This is a genomic window from Herbidospora yilanensis, assembly GCF_001570565.1.
In the GTDB taxonomy this organism is placed as follows: domain Bacteria; phylum Actinomycetota; class Actinomycetes; order Streptosporangiales; family Streptosporangiaceae; genus Herbidospora; species Herbidospora yilanensis.
On sequence record NZ_BBXE01000027.1, the window covers coordinates 75,691 to 91,100 of the forward strand.

Annotated in this window: 18 protein-coding genes; 11 read left to right on the forward strand and 7 right to left on the reverse strand. The window is 71.9% G+C overall.

All coding sequences use genetic code 11. The features are described 5' to 3' along the window. Window positions 1–70 precede the first annotated feature (70 nt). From AW273_RS21620 to AW273_RS21630, 3 genes are read left to right on the forward strand one after another with little or no spacing between them, the layout of a single operon-like run. The gene (locus AW273_RS21620) at window positions 71–1,033 is read left to right on the forward strand and encodes a Bug family tripartite tricarboxylate transporter substrate binding protein (protein WP_062351067.1); all 963 of its coding nucleotides are present in this window, start codon (window positions 71–73) and stop codon (window positions 1,031–1,033) included. Then, the gene (locus AW273_RS21625) at window positions 1,033–1,515 is read left to right on the forward strand and encodes a tripartite tricarboxylate transporter TctB family protein (RefSeq protein WP_062350803.1); all 483 of its coding nucleotides are present in this window, start codon (window positions 1,033–1,035) and stop codon (window positions 1,513–1,515) included. Before AW273_RS21620 ends, AW273_RS21625 begins: the two co-directional genes overlap by 1 nt. Window position 1,516: 1 nt before the next feature. Further along, window positions 1,517–3,016, forward strand: coding sequence for a tripartite tricarboxylate transporter permease (locus AW273_RS21630; RefSeq protein WP_062350806.1), 1,500 nt, complete (start codon window positions 1,517–1,519; stop codon window positions 3,014–3,016). A gap of 134 nt (window positions 3,017–3,150) precedes the next feature. On the opposite strand, the gene AW273_RS21635 is transcribed toward AW273_RS21630, so the two are convergent. Further along, window positions 3,151–4,095: a TetR/AcrR family transcriptional regulator gene (locus AW273_RS21635; protein ID WP_062350808.1), complete on the reverse strand. Its 945-nt coding sequence runs from the start codon at window positions 4,093–4,095 to the stop codon at window positions 3,151–3,153. A 93-nt stretch (window positions 4,096–4,188) separates the two neighbouring features. Here AW273_RS21635 and AW273_RS21640 point away from each other — a divergent pair, with 93 nt between their 5' ends. Next, window positions 4,189–5,319, forward strand: a complete 1,131-nt coding sequence (locus tag AW273_RS21640; RefSeq protein WP_062350811.1) for a cytochrome P450 — start codon at window positions 4,189–4,191, stop codon at window positions 5,317–5,319. Here AW273_RS21640 and AW273_RS21645 read toward each other — a convergent pair. Together AW273_RS21645 and AW273_RS21650 are read right to left on the reverse strand one after the other, a co-directional pair. Further along, a complete protein-coding gene (locus tag AW273_RS21645; protein ID WP_062350814.1) occupies window positions 5,316–5,600 on the reverse strand; it encodes a hypothetical protein in 285 nt (94 codons plus the stop codon). The genes AW273_RS21640 and AW273_RS21645 overlap by 4 nt on opposite strands. Beyond that, complete coding sequence (locus tag AW273_RS21650; protein WP_062350817.1) at window positions 5,597–5,992, reverse strand: hypothetical protein; 396 nt, start codon at window positions 5,990–5,992, stop codon at window positions 5,597–5,599. The genes AW273_RS21645 and AW273_RS21650 overlap by 4 nt, the downstream gene beginning before the upstream one ends. A gap of 224 nt (window positions 5,993–6,216) precedes the next feature. On the opposite strand from AW273_RS21650, the gene AW273_RS21655 reads away from it, so the two are divergent. Together AW273_RS21655 and AW273_RS21660 are read left to right on the forward strand one after the other, a co-directional pair. Next, a complete protein-coding gene (locus tag AW273_RS21655) occupies window positions 6,217–6,708 on the forward strand; it encodes a DinB family protein (RefSeq protein WP_232327534.1) in 492 nt (163 codons plus the stop codon). 51 nt (window positions 6,709–6,759) lie between these two features. Continuing rightward, window positions 6,760–7,149 carry a DUF2255 family protein gene (locus AW273_RS21660; protein WP_062350824.1) on the forward strand — a complete coding sequence of 130 codons (390 nt, stop codon included), beginning with the start codon at window positions 6,760–6,762 and terminating at the stop codon, window positions 7,147–7,149. On the opposite strand, the gene AW273_RS38715 is transcribed toward AW273_RS21660, so the two are convergent. After that, the gene (locus AW273_RS38715) at window positions 7,131–8,408 is read right to left on the reverse strand and encodes a C40 family peptidase (protein WP_232327535.1); all 1,278 of its coding nucleotides are present in this window, start codon (window positions 8,406–8,408) and stop codon (window positions 7,131–7,133) included. The two genes, AW273_RS21660 and AW273_RS38715, sit on opposite strands and share 19 nt — an antisense overlap. Window positions 8,409–8,628: 220 nt before the next feature. Here AW273_RS38715 and AW273_RS21670 point away from each other — a divergent pair, with 220 nt between their 5' ends. After that, on the forward strand, window positions 8,629–9,003 hold the full coding sequence (locus AW273_RS21670; protein ID WP_062350830.1) for a DoxX family protein: 375 nt from the start codon (window positions 8,629–8,631) through the stop codon (window positions 9,001–9,003). Here AW273_RS21670 and AW273_RS21675 read toward each other — a convergent pair. Next, window positions 8,991–9,620 (reverse strand): phosphatase PAP2 family protein, encoded by a 630-nt coding sequence (locus AW273_RS21675; RefSeq protein ID WP_062350833.1) that lies wholly within the window; start codon window positions 9,618–9,620, stop codon window positions 8,991–8,993. The two genes, AW273_RS21670 and AW273_RS21675, sit on opposite strands and share 13 nt — an antisense overlap. An 89-nt stretch (window positions 9,621–9,709) precedes the next feature. Between AW273_RS21675 and AW273_RS21680 the strand changes: the two genes are divergently transcribed. After that, window positions 9,710–10,939 carry a sensor histidine kinase gene (locus AW273_RS21680; protein ID WP_062350836.1) on the forward strand — a complete coding sequence of 410 codons (1,230 nt, stop codon included), beginning with the start codon at window positions 9,710–9,712 and terminating at the stop codon, window positions 10,937–10,939. Window positions 10,940–10,943: 4 nt separating this feature from the next. On the opposite strand, the gene AW273_RS21685 is transcribed toward AW273_RS21680, so the two are convergent. Further along, window positions 10,944–11,627 carry a response regulator transcription factor gene (locus tag AW273_RS21685; RefSeq protein WP_062350839.1) on the reverse strand — a complete coding sequence of 228 codons (684 nt, stop codon included), beginning with the start codon at window positions 11,625–11,627 and terminating at the stop codon, window positions 10,944–10,946. A gap of 82 nt (window positions 11,628–11,709) precedes the next feature. Here AW273_RS21685 and AW273_RS21690 point away from each other — a divergent pair, with 82 nt between their 5' ends. The 3 genes from AW273_RS21690 to AW273_RS21700 are packed head-to-tail and all read left to right on the forward strand — an operon-like array spanning window position 11,710 to window position 14,554. Beyond that, window positions 11,710–12,732, forward strand: coding sequence for a sensor histidine kinase (locus AW273_RS21690; RefSeq protein WP_062350843.1), 1,023 nt, complete (start codon window positions 11,710–11,712; stop codon window positions 12,730–12,732). Further along, on the forward strand, window positions 12,729–13,397 hold the full coding sequence (locus tag AW273_RS21695; RefSeq protein ID WP_062350846.1) for a response regulator: 669 nt from the start codon (window positions 12,729–12,731) through the stop codon (window positions 13,395–13,397). Before AW273_RS21690 ends, AW273_RS21695 begins: the two co-directional genes overlap by 4 nt. An 11-nt stretch (window positions 13,398–13,408) precedes the next feature. Further along, window positions 13,409–14,554, forward strand: coding sequence for an alpha/beta hydrolase (locus AW273_RS21700; protein WP_083949937.1), 1,146 nt, complete (start codon window positions 13,409–13,411; stop codon window positions 14,552–14,554). 73 nt (window positions 14,555–14,627) lie between these two features. Here AW273_RS21700 and AW273_RS21705 read toward each other — a convergent pair whose 3' ends face one another. Further along, complete coding sequence (locus AW273_RS21705) at window positions 14,628–15,380, reverse strand: hypothetical protein (protein ID WP_062350852.1); 753 nt, start codon at window positions 15,378–15,380, stop codon at window positions 14,628–14,630. Between the last annotated feature and the right edge of the window lie 30 nt (window positions 15,381–15,410).

Consider the following 15,410-nt stretch of genomic DNA (forward strand, 5'->3'; position numbering starts at 1 on the left):
AGGATCGACGGATCGTGCGGGTTCGCTCAGCATCCTCACCACGTTCAGGTAACCAGTGTGGGAGTCGGCGATGCGACGAACTCTGATATTGGCGGCGGCGCTGCTGGCCGCCGTCGCGGCATGTGGGGCCCCGTCGTCCGGCGGCGGGACCTCGGCCATCAAGATCATGGCTCCGGCCGCGCCCGGCGGCGGGTGGGACACCACGTCCAGGACCGCCGAGCAGGCCTTCAAGGCGGCCGACCCGAACCTCAAGGTCGAGGTCTACAACGTGCCGGGCGCCGGTGGCACGATCGGCCTCACCCAGCTCGTCGGGGAGAAGGGCAACGGCAACCTCCTCATGACGATGGGCCTGGTCATGGTGGGCGCCATCGAGCAGAACAAGTCCCAGGTCACGCTGGCCGAGACGACGCCGATCGCCAAGCTGACCGAGGAGTACGAGATCGTCGTCGTGCCCGCCGACTCGCCCCTCCAGAACCTCCAGGACCTCGCGACCGCCTGGAAGACCGACCCCGCCAAGGTCGCCGTCGCGGGCGGTTCGGCCGGCGGCACCGACCACATCCTGGCCGGGCTGATGGCCAAGGCGGCCGGGGTCGACCCGAAGCGGGTCAACTACATCGCCCACTCGGGCGGCGGTGAGGCGCTGAACTCGCTGCTCGGCGGCAAGGTCGCGATCGGCATCTCCGGCATCGGCGAGTTCGCCGAGCACGTGAAGTCGGGCAAGCTGCGCGCCCTGGGCGTCTCGTCGCCGGATCGTCTGGACACCATCGACGCGCCGACGCTGAAGGAGGGCGGGCTCGACGTCGAACTCGCCAACTGGCGCGGGTTCGTGGCCCCGGGCGGCCTCGACGACGCCGCCAGGCAGTCACTCACCGACCTGGTGACCAAGATGCACGACTCGGCGGCGTGGAAGGACGCGGTGGCCAAGAACGGCTGGATCGACGTCTTCCAGACCGGGCAGCCGTTCGCCGACTACCTGAAGTCGGAGGAGACCCGGGTCAAGGGCATCGTCGCCGAGATGGGGCTCGTGTCCTGATGAAGTGGAAGAACCCGGAGCTGCTGCTCGCGGGGGCCGTGCTGGCCCTCGGCGTGTTCGTCATCGTCGGCACCGCCGACGTGACGGCGGCGGCCTCGACGCTCGGGCTGGGACCGCGGTTCTTCCCGGTCATCGTCGGCTCCGCCATGATCGCGACCGGCGTGTTCTATGTGGCCGACGTGCTGCGCGGCGGTCAGGGCGACCCCGAGGAGAGCGAGGACGTCGACCCGTCGGCGACCTCCGACAAGAGGTCGGTCGCACTGATCAGCGTGATCTTCCTGGCGTTCGCCGTGTCGGTCGACCTGCTGGGCTGGATCATCGCCGGCGCGCTGCTGTTCTTCGGGGTGTCGTGGGTGCTCGGGGCCGAGAACCGGCTCCGGGCCGGGGCGCTGGCGATCGTGCTGGCCGTGGCGTCCTACCTGGCCTTCGTGAAGGGTCTCGGCGTCACGCTGCCCGGCGGGCCGCTGGAGGGGCTGATCTGAGATGGACTCGCTTCAGCTCCTCCTCGACGGCTTCGCCACGGCGTTCACGCCGGTCAATCTCCTGTACGCCCTCATCGGCGTCACCCTCGGCACCCTCGTGGGCGTCCTGCCCGGCATCGGCCCCGCGATGACCGTGGCGCTGCTCCTGCCGATCACCTTCAACGTGCCGCCGGCCAGCGCGTTCATCATGTTCGCCGGGATCTACTACGGCGGCATGTACGGCGGCTCGACCACGTCGATCCTGCTGAACACGCCGGGCGAGAGCTCGTCCATGATCACGGCGCTGGAGGGCAACAAGATGGCCCGCCGGGGCCGCGCCGCCCAGGCGCTGGCCACGGCGGCGATCGGTTCCTTCATCGCCGGTACGATCGCCACCGGCCTCCTGGTCGTGGCGGCCCCTCTCGTGGTCGAGTTCGCGATCTCCTTCGGCCCGGAGGACTACTTCGCGCTGGCGATCCTGGCCTTCACGGCCGTGTCGTCGGTGTTGTCGCGGTCGGTCGTCCGGGGCCTGGCGTCGCTGGGGATCGGCCTGGTCATCGGCCTGATCGGCATCGACCAGCAGACCGGCCAGGCCCGCCTGACCCTGGGCATCCCGCAACTGCTCGACGGCGTCGACGTCGTCGTGGTCGCCGTGGGCCTGTTCGCGCTGGGCGAGGTCCTGTACGTCGCCTCCCGGCTCCGCCACGGCCACCCCGAGGTGATCCCGGTGGGCCGCGCGTTCATGGGCCGCTCCGACTGGGCGCGCTCGTGGAAGCCGTGGTTGCGGGGCACCGCGCTGGGCTTCCCCTTCGGCGCGCTGCCCGGCGGCGGGGCCGAGATCCCGACGTTCCTGTCGTACTCGGTCGAGAAGCGCCTGGCCAAGGGGCGTGAGTTCGGCGAGGGCGCGATCGAGGGCGTGGCCGGGCCGGAGGCGGCCAACAACGCCTCCGCCGCCGGAACCCTGGTGCCGTTGCTGACCCTGGGCCTGCCGACGTCGGCCACCGCCGCGATCCTGCTGGCCGCGTTCCAGCAGTACGGCCTCCAGCCCGGCCCCCAGCTCTTCGACCACAACCCCGCCCTGGTCTGGGGCATGATCGCGTCCCTCTTCGTGGGGAACGCCATGCTGCTCGTCCTGAACCTGCCGCTGGCCCCCGTGTGGGCCAGGGTGCTGCACATCCCCCGGCCCTACCTGTACGCGGGCATCCTGCTGTTCGCGGCCCTGGGCGTGTACGCCCTCAACGCCTCGTGGGTGGACCTGGTGGTGCTCTACCTCCTGGGCCTGATCGGCTTCGCGATGCGCCGGTTCGGCCTGCCGCTCGCCCCGGCGGTGATCGGCCTGATCCTCGGGCCGATGGCCGAGATCCAGCTCAGACGCGCCCTGGCGATCGGCGCGGGCGACGCGACGGTCCTGGTGACCAGCCCGATCGCGGCGATCCTGCTGACCCTGTCGGCGCTGATCCTGGCGGCGCCGCTGGTGCGCCGGATCCTGTCCCGGCGCAGGCAGGAGGCGCTGCGGACCTGATTTCCACAGGCTGTGGATAACAATCGCGTCCACAAGATGCGACCGGCCGACGGGAAACTGTCAGCCGGTCGGGAGAACCTGGTCCCGCCCCCGGGTGGGTGGGCCACCGATCTCCGGGCGTCCGCTGCGTTCGGTCACGCCAGTGGGCGCACCGGATGTGATGCGACGGCGTGGCAGGCGCCGAAACCCTCGGCCCTGGCCACGATGCGGCCGTTCGTGACCCGGACGGCCGTCTCCGTCGTACTCACGCCCTCGGGCCCGTAGACCACCCGCAACGGCGGCGCGGCCTTGAGGGGCTCCAGGCAGTTCAGGGTGTCGCCGATGACGAGTTCGGCCAGCAGCGCCAGTTCCTCGCCGGCCGCCACGATCATCGTCACGTCGTCCGACGTGGCCCTCAGCGCCTCTTCGACGGCCGGCGCGCGATGGGGCGCGAGGGTGACCACGACGCCGTCGGGCAGGTCGCCGGCCGGTTCGTCGACCACGTCGACCTTCGCCGCGAAGGCCAGGTGGGGCGGCGGCCAGGAGTCGTCGAGGTCGAGGGCGGCGAGGTGTTCGCAGGCCCGGACCACGTCGAAGAGGTCGGCGAAGCCGCTGAACTGGCCGGCGCCGTGGAGGATCGTGAGGGCCTGCTCTGCGACGCGGACCTGCCGGCCCGCGCCGGGGTCGAGGCGTTCGAGGGTCAGGCCGAGCAGGATCGCGCTCAGCTTCACGAGCTGGGCGAACGGCTTGCGGGTCGCCTCGTCGGCCATGACCTCGGGCAGCAGGTCGCGGCCCAGCCAGGGCTCGGAGCTGATCGGCACCCCGGCCAGCCAGGCGCGGGCGAACTCGTGGAGGGCCTCGGCCCGGGTGGTCGCGGGCACGGCGGTCACGGCGGGCCGCCCGGCGGCCAGCACCGCGAAGTAGAGTGCCCGTTTGCCGGGGAAGTTGGAGTAGACCGCGCCCCGGGTGAGCTCGGCCCGCTCGGCGATGTTGTCGATCTTCGTGTCGCGGAAGCCGTACAGGAGGAATTCGGCGCGCGCGGCGGCGAGCACCTTCTCGCGGGTGAGCCGCTGGTGCTCCACACGGGACAACCGAGCCATTTCGCCTCCGCCTTGCCGGACCGACACCGTCCAGGATAGCGTCGCCATCCAGATGTTCTCATCATTTGAGTGTCAAAAGCATCTGGAGTGCTGATGTACGAGATCGACCTCGCCGCCACCATGGGCGACCCGTTCGGCGTCTACGGCCAGGCCAGGGAGGCGGGCCCGCTCGCCGTCCTCCGGATGCCCGGCGCCCCGGAATGGATGGTGGTCACCCGCTACGACGACATCCGGGCGGCGCTGGCCGATCCGCGACTGGAGATCCGGCCGGAGAGCTTCATGCGTCCCGACGTGCCCGACGACTGTCTTCCGTACATGCGGACCATGAGCGAGATGAATGGGGCCGAGCACGCCCGCCTGCGCAAGGCCGTCGCCCCGGCCTTCACCCCGCGCCGGGCCGAGGCGTTCCGCGCCCGGATCACCGAGATCGTCGGCCGCCTGCTCGGCCCGCTCGACGGCGAGACCGACCTCATCCCCGCCGTCACCCGCCCGCTGCCCATGGACGTCATCTGCGCCCTGGTCGGCGTCCCCGAGGAAGACCGCGAGCAGTGGCGCGCCTACGGCCGGGTCGTCGACACGCCCGGCGGACCCGGCTTCGCGGCGGCGATCCCGGACATCATGGCCGGCGCGAAGGCGGCGGTGGCCCGGCGGCGCGCCGAGCCGGGCGACGACCTGCTGTCCGACCTGGCGGACTCGGAACTGACCGACCGGGAACTCGTGACCCTGGTCTGGCATCTGGTCCTCGCCGGTCAGACCCCCACGAACCTCATCGCCAACGCCGTGCTGGCACTGCTCGCCCACCCGGGGCAACTGGCCGTGCTCCGCGAGCGCCCCGCCCTGATGCCCAGGGCGGTCGAGGAACTGACGCGGTTCTGCGGCCCGACGATGTTGTCGATCCCCCGGTACGCCCGCGAGCCCATGGACGTGTGCGGGGCCGAGATCGCCGCCGGCACCCCGGTGACCTGCGCGCTCGTGGGCGGCAACCGCGACCCCCGGGTGTTCGACGACCCCGAGGAACTCGACGTCACCCGGGAACGCGCCCCCCACCTGGGCTTCGCGCACGGCCCGCACTTCTGCGTCGGCGCCTCGATCGCCCGGGTGACGACCCAGGTCGCGCTGACCGAACTGCTCAAGCGCGACCTGGAACTCACCGCCGACCCGGCGACGCTGCGCACCCCCGACCCGGGCACCTACCGCCTGACCTCACTGCCGGTCCGGCTCTAACGCCTGCGTTTCCCGCCGATGACGATGATCTTCTGCCTGCCGTTGCCGAAGATGGAGGCGACCGAGGCGTTGACGCTGTTGGACGAGCCGTTCACGTTGGCGAAGTTGCCGTTGTTCACGCCGTTCTTGAGATTGCGGTAATTGCCGCTGCTGTAACTGTTGCCGACGTTGGAGACGGCGCCGAGGTCTTTCGTGACGTTGGTGATGCCGGCCGACGCGACCGGCCCCGGGCCGCCGCTCATCAGGGCCGGGACGATGACCAGCGTTGCGATGATCATCATTTGACCAGTCCCTCGACCTTCGTCTTCTGCCGCCCGTTGGCGAGGTTCGCGCTGTTGGTGGAGTTGTTGCTGCTGTTCGACCCGTTGGCGTTGGAGAAGTTCCCGCTGTTCACCGGGTTCCCCTTGTTGTTGTAGTTCCCGCTGTCGACCGAGTTCCCGCTGGCGATGGGCCCGTTGACGCAGAGCGTCGGCGAATTGTCGACCGGTGAGTTGTAGTTGATCAGCCGGTTGCCGCAGACGAGGCTCGGCACCAGCCCGACCACCGTGCCGAGGTCGGCCCCGACGAGCCCCCCGAGCAGCGACCCCTCAGGGTCGGCATGGGCCGCGGGAGCGCTCAACGCCACCCCTCCGGCGGCCACGAGGGCCACGAGAGCCCGAAGCAAGAACCTCATGGACCGGCACCATAGCGACCTCACGATCACTCAGGGTGACGGGATGCGAGGATCATGTACATGTCCACCGCCGATCTTTACGACGAGCATGGCCTTCCACGGTCTGATCACGACGCTCCGCTGCCACGAGGACAACATGCTGCTCAAGTCGACCCTGCGGAACCCGGCGACGGCCAAAGCGACGACGACGGCATTCTCGTCACCACCACAGGAAGATGACCGACATGACCACTGACCGTGAACGCGCCGACCTCCTCGAATCCCTCGCCGCGCAACGCCGCCTCCTCCGCCGCGCCGTCGACGGCCTGACCGACGACCAGGCCCGCCTCCGCCCGACGGCGAGCGACCTGTGCCTCGGCGGCATCGTCAAACACCTCGCCCTGATGGAGGCGGCCTGGGCCCGCTTCGCGTCGGGCGGCGCCGAAGCGATGCAAGCCGTCCAGGTCGACTGGGCGAGCCAGTTCCGCATGGAGGAGGACGAGAACCTCGACGACCTCCTGGCCATCTGGGAGGGCACCGCCACCGCGACCGACGACCTTGTCCGCACCCTCGACCTCGACCAGGTCCACGAGTTGCCCCGCGCACCGTGGTTCCCCCCGGGCGCGACCCGCTCGGCCCGACGCGCCTTCACCCACCTGATCGCCGAGATCGCCCAGCACGCGGGCCACGCCGACATCATCCGCGAGACCATCGACGGCCAGAAGACGATGGGCTGACCCGGCGAGCCTCCGGCTCTCGCCGGGCGGCGCGGCAGAGCATTGACGACCATGACATGGACACAGGCCGAGCTCACCGCCATCGGAGAGGCCGAGGAGCTTGAGATCTCGCCCCAGCGGGCCGACGGCGGCTACGTCAAGCCCGTCACCGTCTGGGTCGTCCGGCACGGCGACGACCTCTACGTCCGCTCCTACAAAGGCGTGGACGGCCGGTGGTTCCGCGCCGCGCGCCAGCGGGGCGAGGGGCACGTCACCGCCGGTGGTGTCAGCAAGGACGTCGGTTTCGTGCGGGAGGACGACTCGACGGTCAACGACGGGATCGATCTGGCGTACCGGACGAAGTATCGCGGCCAGGACGCCGCCTACGTCGACCCGATGGTCGCCGCCCCGGCGAAGGAGACGACCATCCGGCTCGTGCCCCGTCAGGCGGCCACGCGGTAGAAGCCGGGCAGGCGGTCTCTGCTCACGTCGATCGGGTCGACCCTGATCATCGTTCCGGTGCGCAGGGCGTTGATGACCTTGCCGTCGCCGATGAAGACGGCCACGTGGCGGGTGTCCGAGGGGCCGCGGCCGTAGAAGACGAGGTCTCCCGGGCGGCCCGTCGCCGACCTGGTCAGCTTCCTGAGCTGGCCGTTGGTGTTCTCGCCGCCGAGGACGTCGCGGCCGAAGGCCAGGTGGTAGACCCAGCGGGCGAAGCCCGAGCAGTCGACGCCGAAGGTGACGTCGGCCCGGCACGGCAGCGGGCCGGTGTACCAGTTGCAGGTGCCGAACGACGGGCCGGGAGCCGAGCCGTGGCCGCCGCCCCACGCGTAGGGGACGAAGCCGCCGGGCCAGCCCGGCACGGCCTGGCCGTCCTTGATCGCGGTGGCGATCTTCACGATCTCCGAGCCGGGGGTGGGCTCGGGCGGGACGCAGTCGGCGGCCGTCGTGACGGCGTTGCCCATGAAGCCGTCGGCGCCGAAGGTGAAGACCGCGCCGTCGCCCGCCGCGAGGGTGTAGCCGTCGGCGGTGGCCGCCGCGACGCCGATGATGGGCTTGGCCAGCCGCAGCGCGGCCGCGGAGCCGTGGAACGCGGCTCCGGCCAGGGTGAACACCGCGCCGTCCGCGCCCGCGAGGACCAGCCCGGCGCCCGCCGAGGTGGCGGAGACGATGGGCGCCTTCAGATTCGAGGGCTTCTTCGGCACGGCCGCCGCGTCCCCGTATCCCCAGACCGAGCCGTCGGCGGCGACGAGCCAGTAGCCCTTCCCCGACGCCGTGGCCACGATGTCGACGACCGCGTGTTCGCGGGCCGTGACGGTGCCGTCGGGGGCGACCACGGTGCCGTCGGCGGTGGTCAGCCACAGGCCGGTCTCGGTGCGGGTCGACCCGACGACCGGCGAGGTCAGCGCGGGTGTGGCGGTACGGGCGACCTTCGCGTCGCCGTACGCCCAGACGGTGCCGTCGGCGGCGGCGAGCCAGTAGCCCTCCCCTGACGCGGTCGCCTCGATGGTGACCGCGGGCCGGCCGGGGGAGCCGAAGAGTTTCGCGGTGCCGTAGGCGTGCACGCGGCCGTCGCGGCCGGCCAGCCAGTAGCCGCCGTCGAGGGACGTGACGCCGGCGATCTCGCCTGGCGGGCACTCGTCGGGCGGGGCGGCGGCGTGGGCCGGGACCCCGACGAGCGTGGCGAGCAGCAGGACACAGGCGAGCACGATCCTTCGCATGAAGCGGAGCATGCCGGGCCATCACCGGCCTTAAGGGTCAACTGATGACGATTGGTATGACAGGGAACCGGGCGGACACGTCACGACGTCTGACCCGGAGCGCATAGGGCATGCCCGTCGGCTCGGCCCGGCAATCAGCGGAGGCGGCCACCGCGGCTGGTCGTCCATGGGGCTCAAGGCATAGGTTTCGGTTGAATCTTCAAGTCACAAAGGAAGCCCCATGAACATAGCCCTGTGGGTCGTCACGGCCCTCCTCACTCTCGCCTTCCTCGGCGCGGGCGCGATGAAGATCGGCCGGCCCAAGGAGGAACTGGCCAAGTCGGGCCTCCCGTGGACCGAGGACTTCTCGGCCGGGCAGGTCAAGGCGATCGGCGTGGTCGAGGGGCTGGGGGCGCTCGGGCTGGTGTTGCCGGGGGTGACCGGGATCGCGCCGGTCCTCGTCCCGATCGCGGCGACCGGGCTGGCCGTCGCCATGGCGGGCGCGGTGCTCGTCCATGTGCGCCGTAAGGAGTTGCCGGCCGCCGCTCCGGCGGCCGTGTTGCTGGTGCTGGCGGCGTTCGTCGCCTGGGGCCGCTTCGGCCCCTACCCGCTCTGAGTCTCCCCCAGGCTGGGGACGGCCTCGCGGGACGCCCTGGGTCGAGGCCGCCCGCCGTCGAGGACGATGATCGACGACGCGGCCACCGCGATGACCGCCGCCAGCACGTCGGTGGGGTAGTGCACCCCGAGATAGACGCGGGCCAGCATCTGCCCCACCACGAGCACCACTCCGACCGCGATGACCCAGCGCCGCCCGACCAGCACCCAGGCGGCGACGGCGACGGCGGCCGTGAGGCAGACGTGTCCCGACGGGAAACTCGTGTCGCCCAGGTCGCCGAGCATCGAGAAGGCGGCCGGCGGCCGGGGCCGGTAGAACACGACCTTGAGCAGCGCCCCGAGTCCCCACCCGGCCAGCACCACCAGCAGCGCCCGCACCGCCAGGGGCGTCCGCACGACCAGCGTGTACACCGCCATGACCAGGGAGATGACGACCCCCGCCTCGGTGCCGAACCCGAGGTTCAGGAACAGGGCGACCCCGGTGAGGAACGGGTTCCGCACGTCCTGTACGACCTGGGCCGCCGCCCAGTCGGCCGCGGTCCAGCCGGGGGTCTCCGCGACGAACCCGAGCACCGTCACGAGCACCAGCAGCGGCAGCCCGGCGACAATCCTGATCACCGTACAACGCTATGGAGCACCTGGTCAGCGGCCGATGAGGGTTTGGTTAACCCTCCGTTCACTTTCCAGGGAGCTGGGACGATACCGACATGACGCCCGAAGGGACCCCGCTCCGGCAGCGTGCCCTCGCCGCGATCCTCGGGGTGACCGCCCTGGCGATCGTGTTGTTCGCGGTGCCGCTGGCGGTGCTGACGAACGACCGCTACCACGACCGGACCGCCTCCGAACTGGCCCGCAGCGCCGCCCGCCACGCCACCGCCCTGCGCGACGACCCCACGGTGCTGCCCAGGGAGGACGACGAGGACATCGTCATCGGCATCTACTCCCACGAGGGCAGGCTCACCCGGGGCGCGGGCCCGGCGACCTCTCCCCTCGCCGAGCGCACCGTCCGCGACGGCCTACCCCACCAGGGCGAGGAGGGCGCCGACTACGTCGCGGCGGCCCCGATCCCGTCCGGGACCGGCGTGGTCCGGGTGTCCACCCCCTCGGAGGAGGTCACCGAGGAGGTGTACGAGGCCTGGCAGCTCATCGCGATCCTCGCGCTGGCCGCGCTGGGCGTCGGGGCGGCCGTGGCCATCTACCTGTCGCGGCGGCTGGCGATCCCCCTCGAACGGCTCACCGGCGCCGCGCAGGCCCTGGGCGACGGCGACTTCACCGTACGGGCCCCCAAATCGGGTGTCCTGGAGGTCGACCAGGCGGGCGACGCCCTCGCGGCCACGGCCGGGCGGCTCGGCGAGGTGCTGGCCCGGGAGCGGGCGTTCAGCGGTGAGGTGTCCCACCAGCTCCGGACAGGCGTGACCGGCCTGATGCTGGGCCTGGAGTCGGCCCTCGACCGGCCCTCGCGCGAGAAGGTGGCCAGCGCCATGGCGCGGGCCGAACGGCTGCAGACCATCATCGAAGACCTGGTCACGCTCTCCCGCGACACCGGTCACGCCCCGCTCGACCTGCCGGTCCTGATCGCGGAGATCCGCGCCGACTGGGAGGAGGTGACGATCCGCGTCGACGACGACCTCCCGGAGGTGACGGCCTCGACGGCGGCGGTCCGCCAGATCCTCCTCGTCCTCCTCGACAACGCCCGCCGGCACGGCGCGGGCGAGATCACCCTGACGGTGACCGACGTCGGCGCGGGCATCGCCGTGAACGTGTCGGACGAGGGCGACGGCGTGCCCGAGGGCCGCGACATCTTCGGCCGCATCCCCCGCGACGGCCACGGCATCGGCCTGGGCCTGGCCCGTTCACTCGCCGAGGCGGAGGGGGGCAGGCTGATCCTCAGGCGCGAACGTCCGCCGACCTTCAGCCTCCTGCTGCCGAGCCGCTGACCGGTCAGGCCTCCATCCGGTAGCCGCGCCCCCGGACGGTCGTGATCCGGGGGGCCCTCCCGCCGGGCTCCTCCAGCTTCCGCCGCAACGCGAACACGTGGACGTCGAGGGTCTTGGTCGAGCCGAACCAGTTCTCGTCCCAGACGCGGTCCATCAGCTCCTCGCGCGTCACGACCTCGCCCGGCTGCCCGGCCAGCACCGCGAGCAGGTCGAACTCCTTGGGCCGCAGCGACAGTTCGACCCCGTCGAGGTAGGCCCGCCGGGCCGCGACGTCGAGCCGCAACCCGCCGACCGACAACGCCCGCCCCGGCGACACCACGGCCTGCCGCCGCAGGTGGGCCCGCAGGCGGGCCATCAGCTCCGCCAGCCGGAACGGCTTGGTCAGGTAGTCGTCGGCCCCGGCGTCGAGGGCCACCACCACGTCGAGCTCCTCGGTCCGGGCGGTCAGCACCACGATCACCGCCTCGGGCGCGGCCAGCCGCAACTTCCGGCAGACCAGCACGCCGTCGACGTCGGGCAGCCCGAGGTCGAGCAGCACCAGATCGGGCGCGCCGTCGTGGGCGAGCTCGATGGCCGACCGCCCGGTGACGGCCAGCACGGGGACGTACCCGTTGACGCCCAGGGCCTCGACCAGTTCCGCCCCGATCACCGGGTCGTCCTCGACGACGAGGACCTTCGCAGCAACCACCCGTTCATCCTGCCGGATCACGCTCGTGACCCCTACCTGAGAGTGACGCGGACGAGCCGCCCGGCTTCCTACCGTTGGAGCCATGAGGTTCGGACCGCTTCTCCGGGCACTGGTCGTCGTGGCCGCCGTGCTCCTGGCCATGACGGGCGACGACCGGTTCGCCCAGATCGTGGCCGTCGCGCACGCCGCGATGCTGGTCGCCGCCCTGTGGTGGCCGGTGCCGGCGTGGGCCGCGTCGAGCGTGCTGCTCGTCTGGGTGCAGCTCACCCATCCGCCCGGCGCCACCGACGTGATGTACGGCTGGCTCGTGCAGGCCGGCATCGTCCTCCTGCTGGCCCTCCGGCTCGACCTCAGGAAGACGGCCTTGTTCACCGCGGCCGGCGTGTTGCCGGTGGTGTTCGGCGGCCCGGTCGCCGTGGCCGCCGTCGCGGGGGCCGGGGCGGCCGGGTGGCTGGTCCGCAGCCGCCGTGACGCGCAGGCCGCGCTCGCCGAGGAGCGGGAGCGGCGGGCCCTCCTCGAAGAGCGGGCCCGGATCGCCCGGGAGCTCCACGACGTGGTCGCCCACCACATGTCGGTGATCTCGATCCAGGCCGACGCGGGGCCCTACCGGGTCGCCGACCCGCCGCCGGAGCTGGCCGAGGCGTTCGCCACGATCCGCTCGACCGCGCTGGAAGGGCTCGGCGAGTTGCGCCGCCTGCTCGGGGTGCTGCGGGCCGAACCCGGCGGCAGCCCGCAGCCGTCGCTGGCCGACCTCGACCGGCTGGCCTCCGGCGCCACCCTGGAGACCACCGGTGACCTGGGGAACCTCTCCCCCGGGGTGGGGCTGAACGCCTACCGGATCGTGCAGGAGGCGCTGACCAACACGATGCGGCACGCGCCCGGCGCGGCCGTCACGGTGCGGGTCGTCCGCGACGACCGGGAGCTCCGGATCGGCGTCACGAACACCCGCCCGCCGGCCGCGCCCAAGGCGTCGCCCGGGGCCGGGCACGGCATCCTGGGCATGCGGGAACGCGCGGCCATGCTGGGCGGCACCCTCGTCACCGGACCCACCGCCGACGGCGGCTACTCCGTCAGCGCCGTGTTGCCCCTCACGGAGACACCATGACCATCCGCGTGCTCATCGCCGACGACCAGGCCATGGTCAGGGAGAGTTTCTCCGTCCTGCTGGGCGTCCAGCCCGGGATCGAGGTCGTCGGCACGGCCGTCGACGGCGCCGACGCCGTGGCCAGGGCCGCCGAGCTGACGCCCGACGTGATCGTCATGGACGTCCGCATGCCCGGGATGAACGGCATCGAGGCCACCCGGGAGATCACCCGCACCCTCCCGGCCCGCGTGCTCATCCTCACCACGTTCGACCTGGACGAATACGTCTACGAGGCGCTCCGCGCCGGAGCGAGCGGCTTCCTGCTGAAGGACGCCTCCGGGAGTCGGCTGGCCGAGGCGATCAGGGTCGTGGCGGCCGGTGACGCGCTGCTCGCGCCGGGCGTGACCCGCCGCCTGATCACCCAGTTCGCCCGCCAGGGCGGCGTGCCGGTGCCGGAGGTCACCGAACGGATCGCCGGGCTGACCGAACGGGAGACCGAGGTGCTCGTGCTGGTCGCCCAGGGCCGGTCGAACAGCGAGATCGCCGCCGCCATCCACGTGGCCGAACAGACCGTGAAGTCCCACGTCGGCCGCATCCTGTCCAAGCTCCACCTGCGCGACCGCACCCAGGCGGCCGTCTTCGCCTATGAGACCGGCCTGGTCACCCCCGGCCGGATGACCTTCTAAGGAAGCCCCTCATGACAAGAGTTCTCTTCGGCATGCTCAAAATCCTCATCGCCCTCGTGGCCTCGCTGCTCGCCTTCGTGGCCGGGTCGCTCGTCCTCGGCGGCTACGTCCCCGCGATCCCCAAGGCCGGCCTCATCGGCCCGGTCCTGACCGGCCAGTATCCGCTGCACGTCGCCCTGATCGGGCTGGCCGGCCTGCTGCTCGGGCTGCTGGCGCTGCGGCTGGGCCTGCGGCGGTGGGGCCGCGTGCTGACCGTGGTCACCTCGGTCTCGACCGCCGGGGCGGTGATCGTGGCGGGCCTCCAGGCCAAGGCGGCCTACGAGGCCGGGACCGACGTGCAGTGGGCGGAGATGTTCACCCAGATCGCCTACCCCGGCGTGAAGCCCGATGTCACCGAGACGTTCGCCGGAGACCTCCAGGCCGACGTCTACCTGCCGCGCGGCGCCTCGGCCAGGACGCCCGCCATCGTGCTGGCCCACGCGGGCGGCTTCCACACCTTCGACCGCGGCGACCTGCGCGGCACCGGCCGCTGGCTGGCCGACCACGGCGTGGCCGCCATCGCCGTCGACTACCGCCTGTCGGCTCCGGGCGCGCCCACCTGGGGCGAGGCCCCGCAGGACTTCGTCTGCGCCCTCGCCTGGACCCGCGCCAACGCGGCCCGCTTCAACCTCGACGTCGACCGGTTGTCGATGGGCGGCATGTCGGCCGGCGGCGGCCTGGCGCTGAACGCCGCCTACCGGCTGCGGGCCGGGGAGATCACGTCGAGCTGCGGCGACGTGCCGCCGCCCCCGGCGAGCGTCGTGGGGTTCTACCCGGTCACCGACGTCTCGGAGATGTGGACCCGGAACATCGACGGCAGCCGGAACGCGGCGGTCCTCTACACCGGCGGCAGCCCGGCGGAGTTCCCCGGCCGCTACCGCGAGGTCTCCCCGAAGACGTTCGTCCGGCCGGGCCTCATGCCGACCCTGCTGGTCGTCGGAGACCGCGACCGCAGCGCCCGCCCTCAGGACGTGACCGCCTTCGCCCGGCTGCTGGAGGACAACGGTGTCCCGGTGACCACGGAGATCCTCCCGTTCGCCGAGCACGCGCCCGACGACGCCTACGGCAGCCTCCCCGCCCAGCACAGCCGTCAGCTCCTCCTGGACTTCCTTTCGTAGCCTTATTGATTTGGTTACCATACAAACAAAGACGTCGGGCCCCGCCGCACTCTCCCCGGCGGGGCCCCGCCCGTCACTCGTCCGGCAGCAGATACCGCCACGACAGGACGAACACGCCCGACTTCGTCTCGAAGATCGGCAGACCGGCGTCCGGGACCGGCGGCGCGGCCTTGACCAGGGCCGGGACCTCGGCGCCCGTCAGGTCCTTCTGCCACACGGGGTCGATCTGGCCCGACGGCTCGGGCACGCCCGCCGGCCACGGCGTGCGCTTGCCCTCGGCGGTCGGCACCGACTCGGCGACGACGCGGACCCGGTCGGAGGTGTAGGCCTCCTTCTTCTCGGCCGCCTTGGCCGCCAGGCCGTCGAGCAACTTCTTGGCCTCGACGAGCTCCTTGGGGTAGAAGTCGGCGACCTGGTCGAGCGCCTCGGCGCGGACCTCGATCAGCTTGCCGTCGTCACCGGCCACGGCCAGCACGGTCGCCGGGATGTCGGTCACCATCGGCGCGCCCGGCTTCGGCGTGGCGGTGGGCGGCTGACCGGTCAGGTACTTCCGCAACGCGTCGACGGTCTGGGTGACCTCGGCCGCGGGGATGGTCATCCGGTACGCCGCGTCGGCGATCACCAGGCCGTCGCCGTAGACGACGACCCGAGGGGCACGCAGCACGTTCATGCCGGCCGTGACGAACCCGCCTTCGGCCCGCAGAACCGCGACCGGCGTGGCCGGGGCGCTCTGCTCCGGCTCGGCCGCCGTCGCCGTGGGTTCGCCGCCGCCACAGGCCGTGACCAGCGACAACAGGGCCACCAGCAGGGTGGTTCTCAGTCTCATGCCCCAGAGACGTAAGGCCGGTCACGGCGG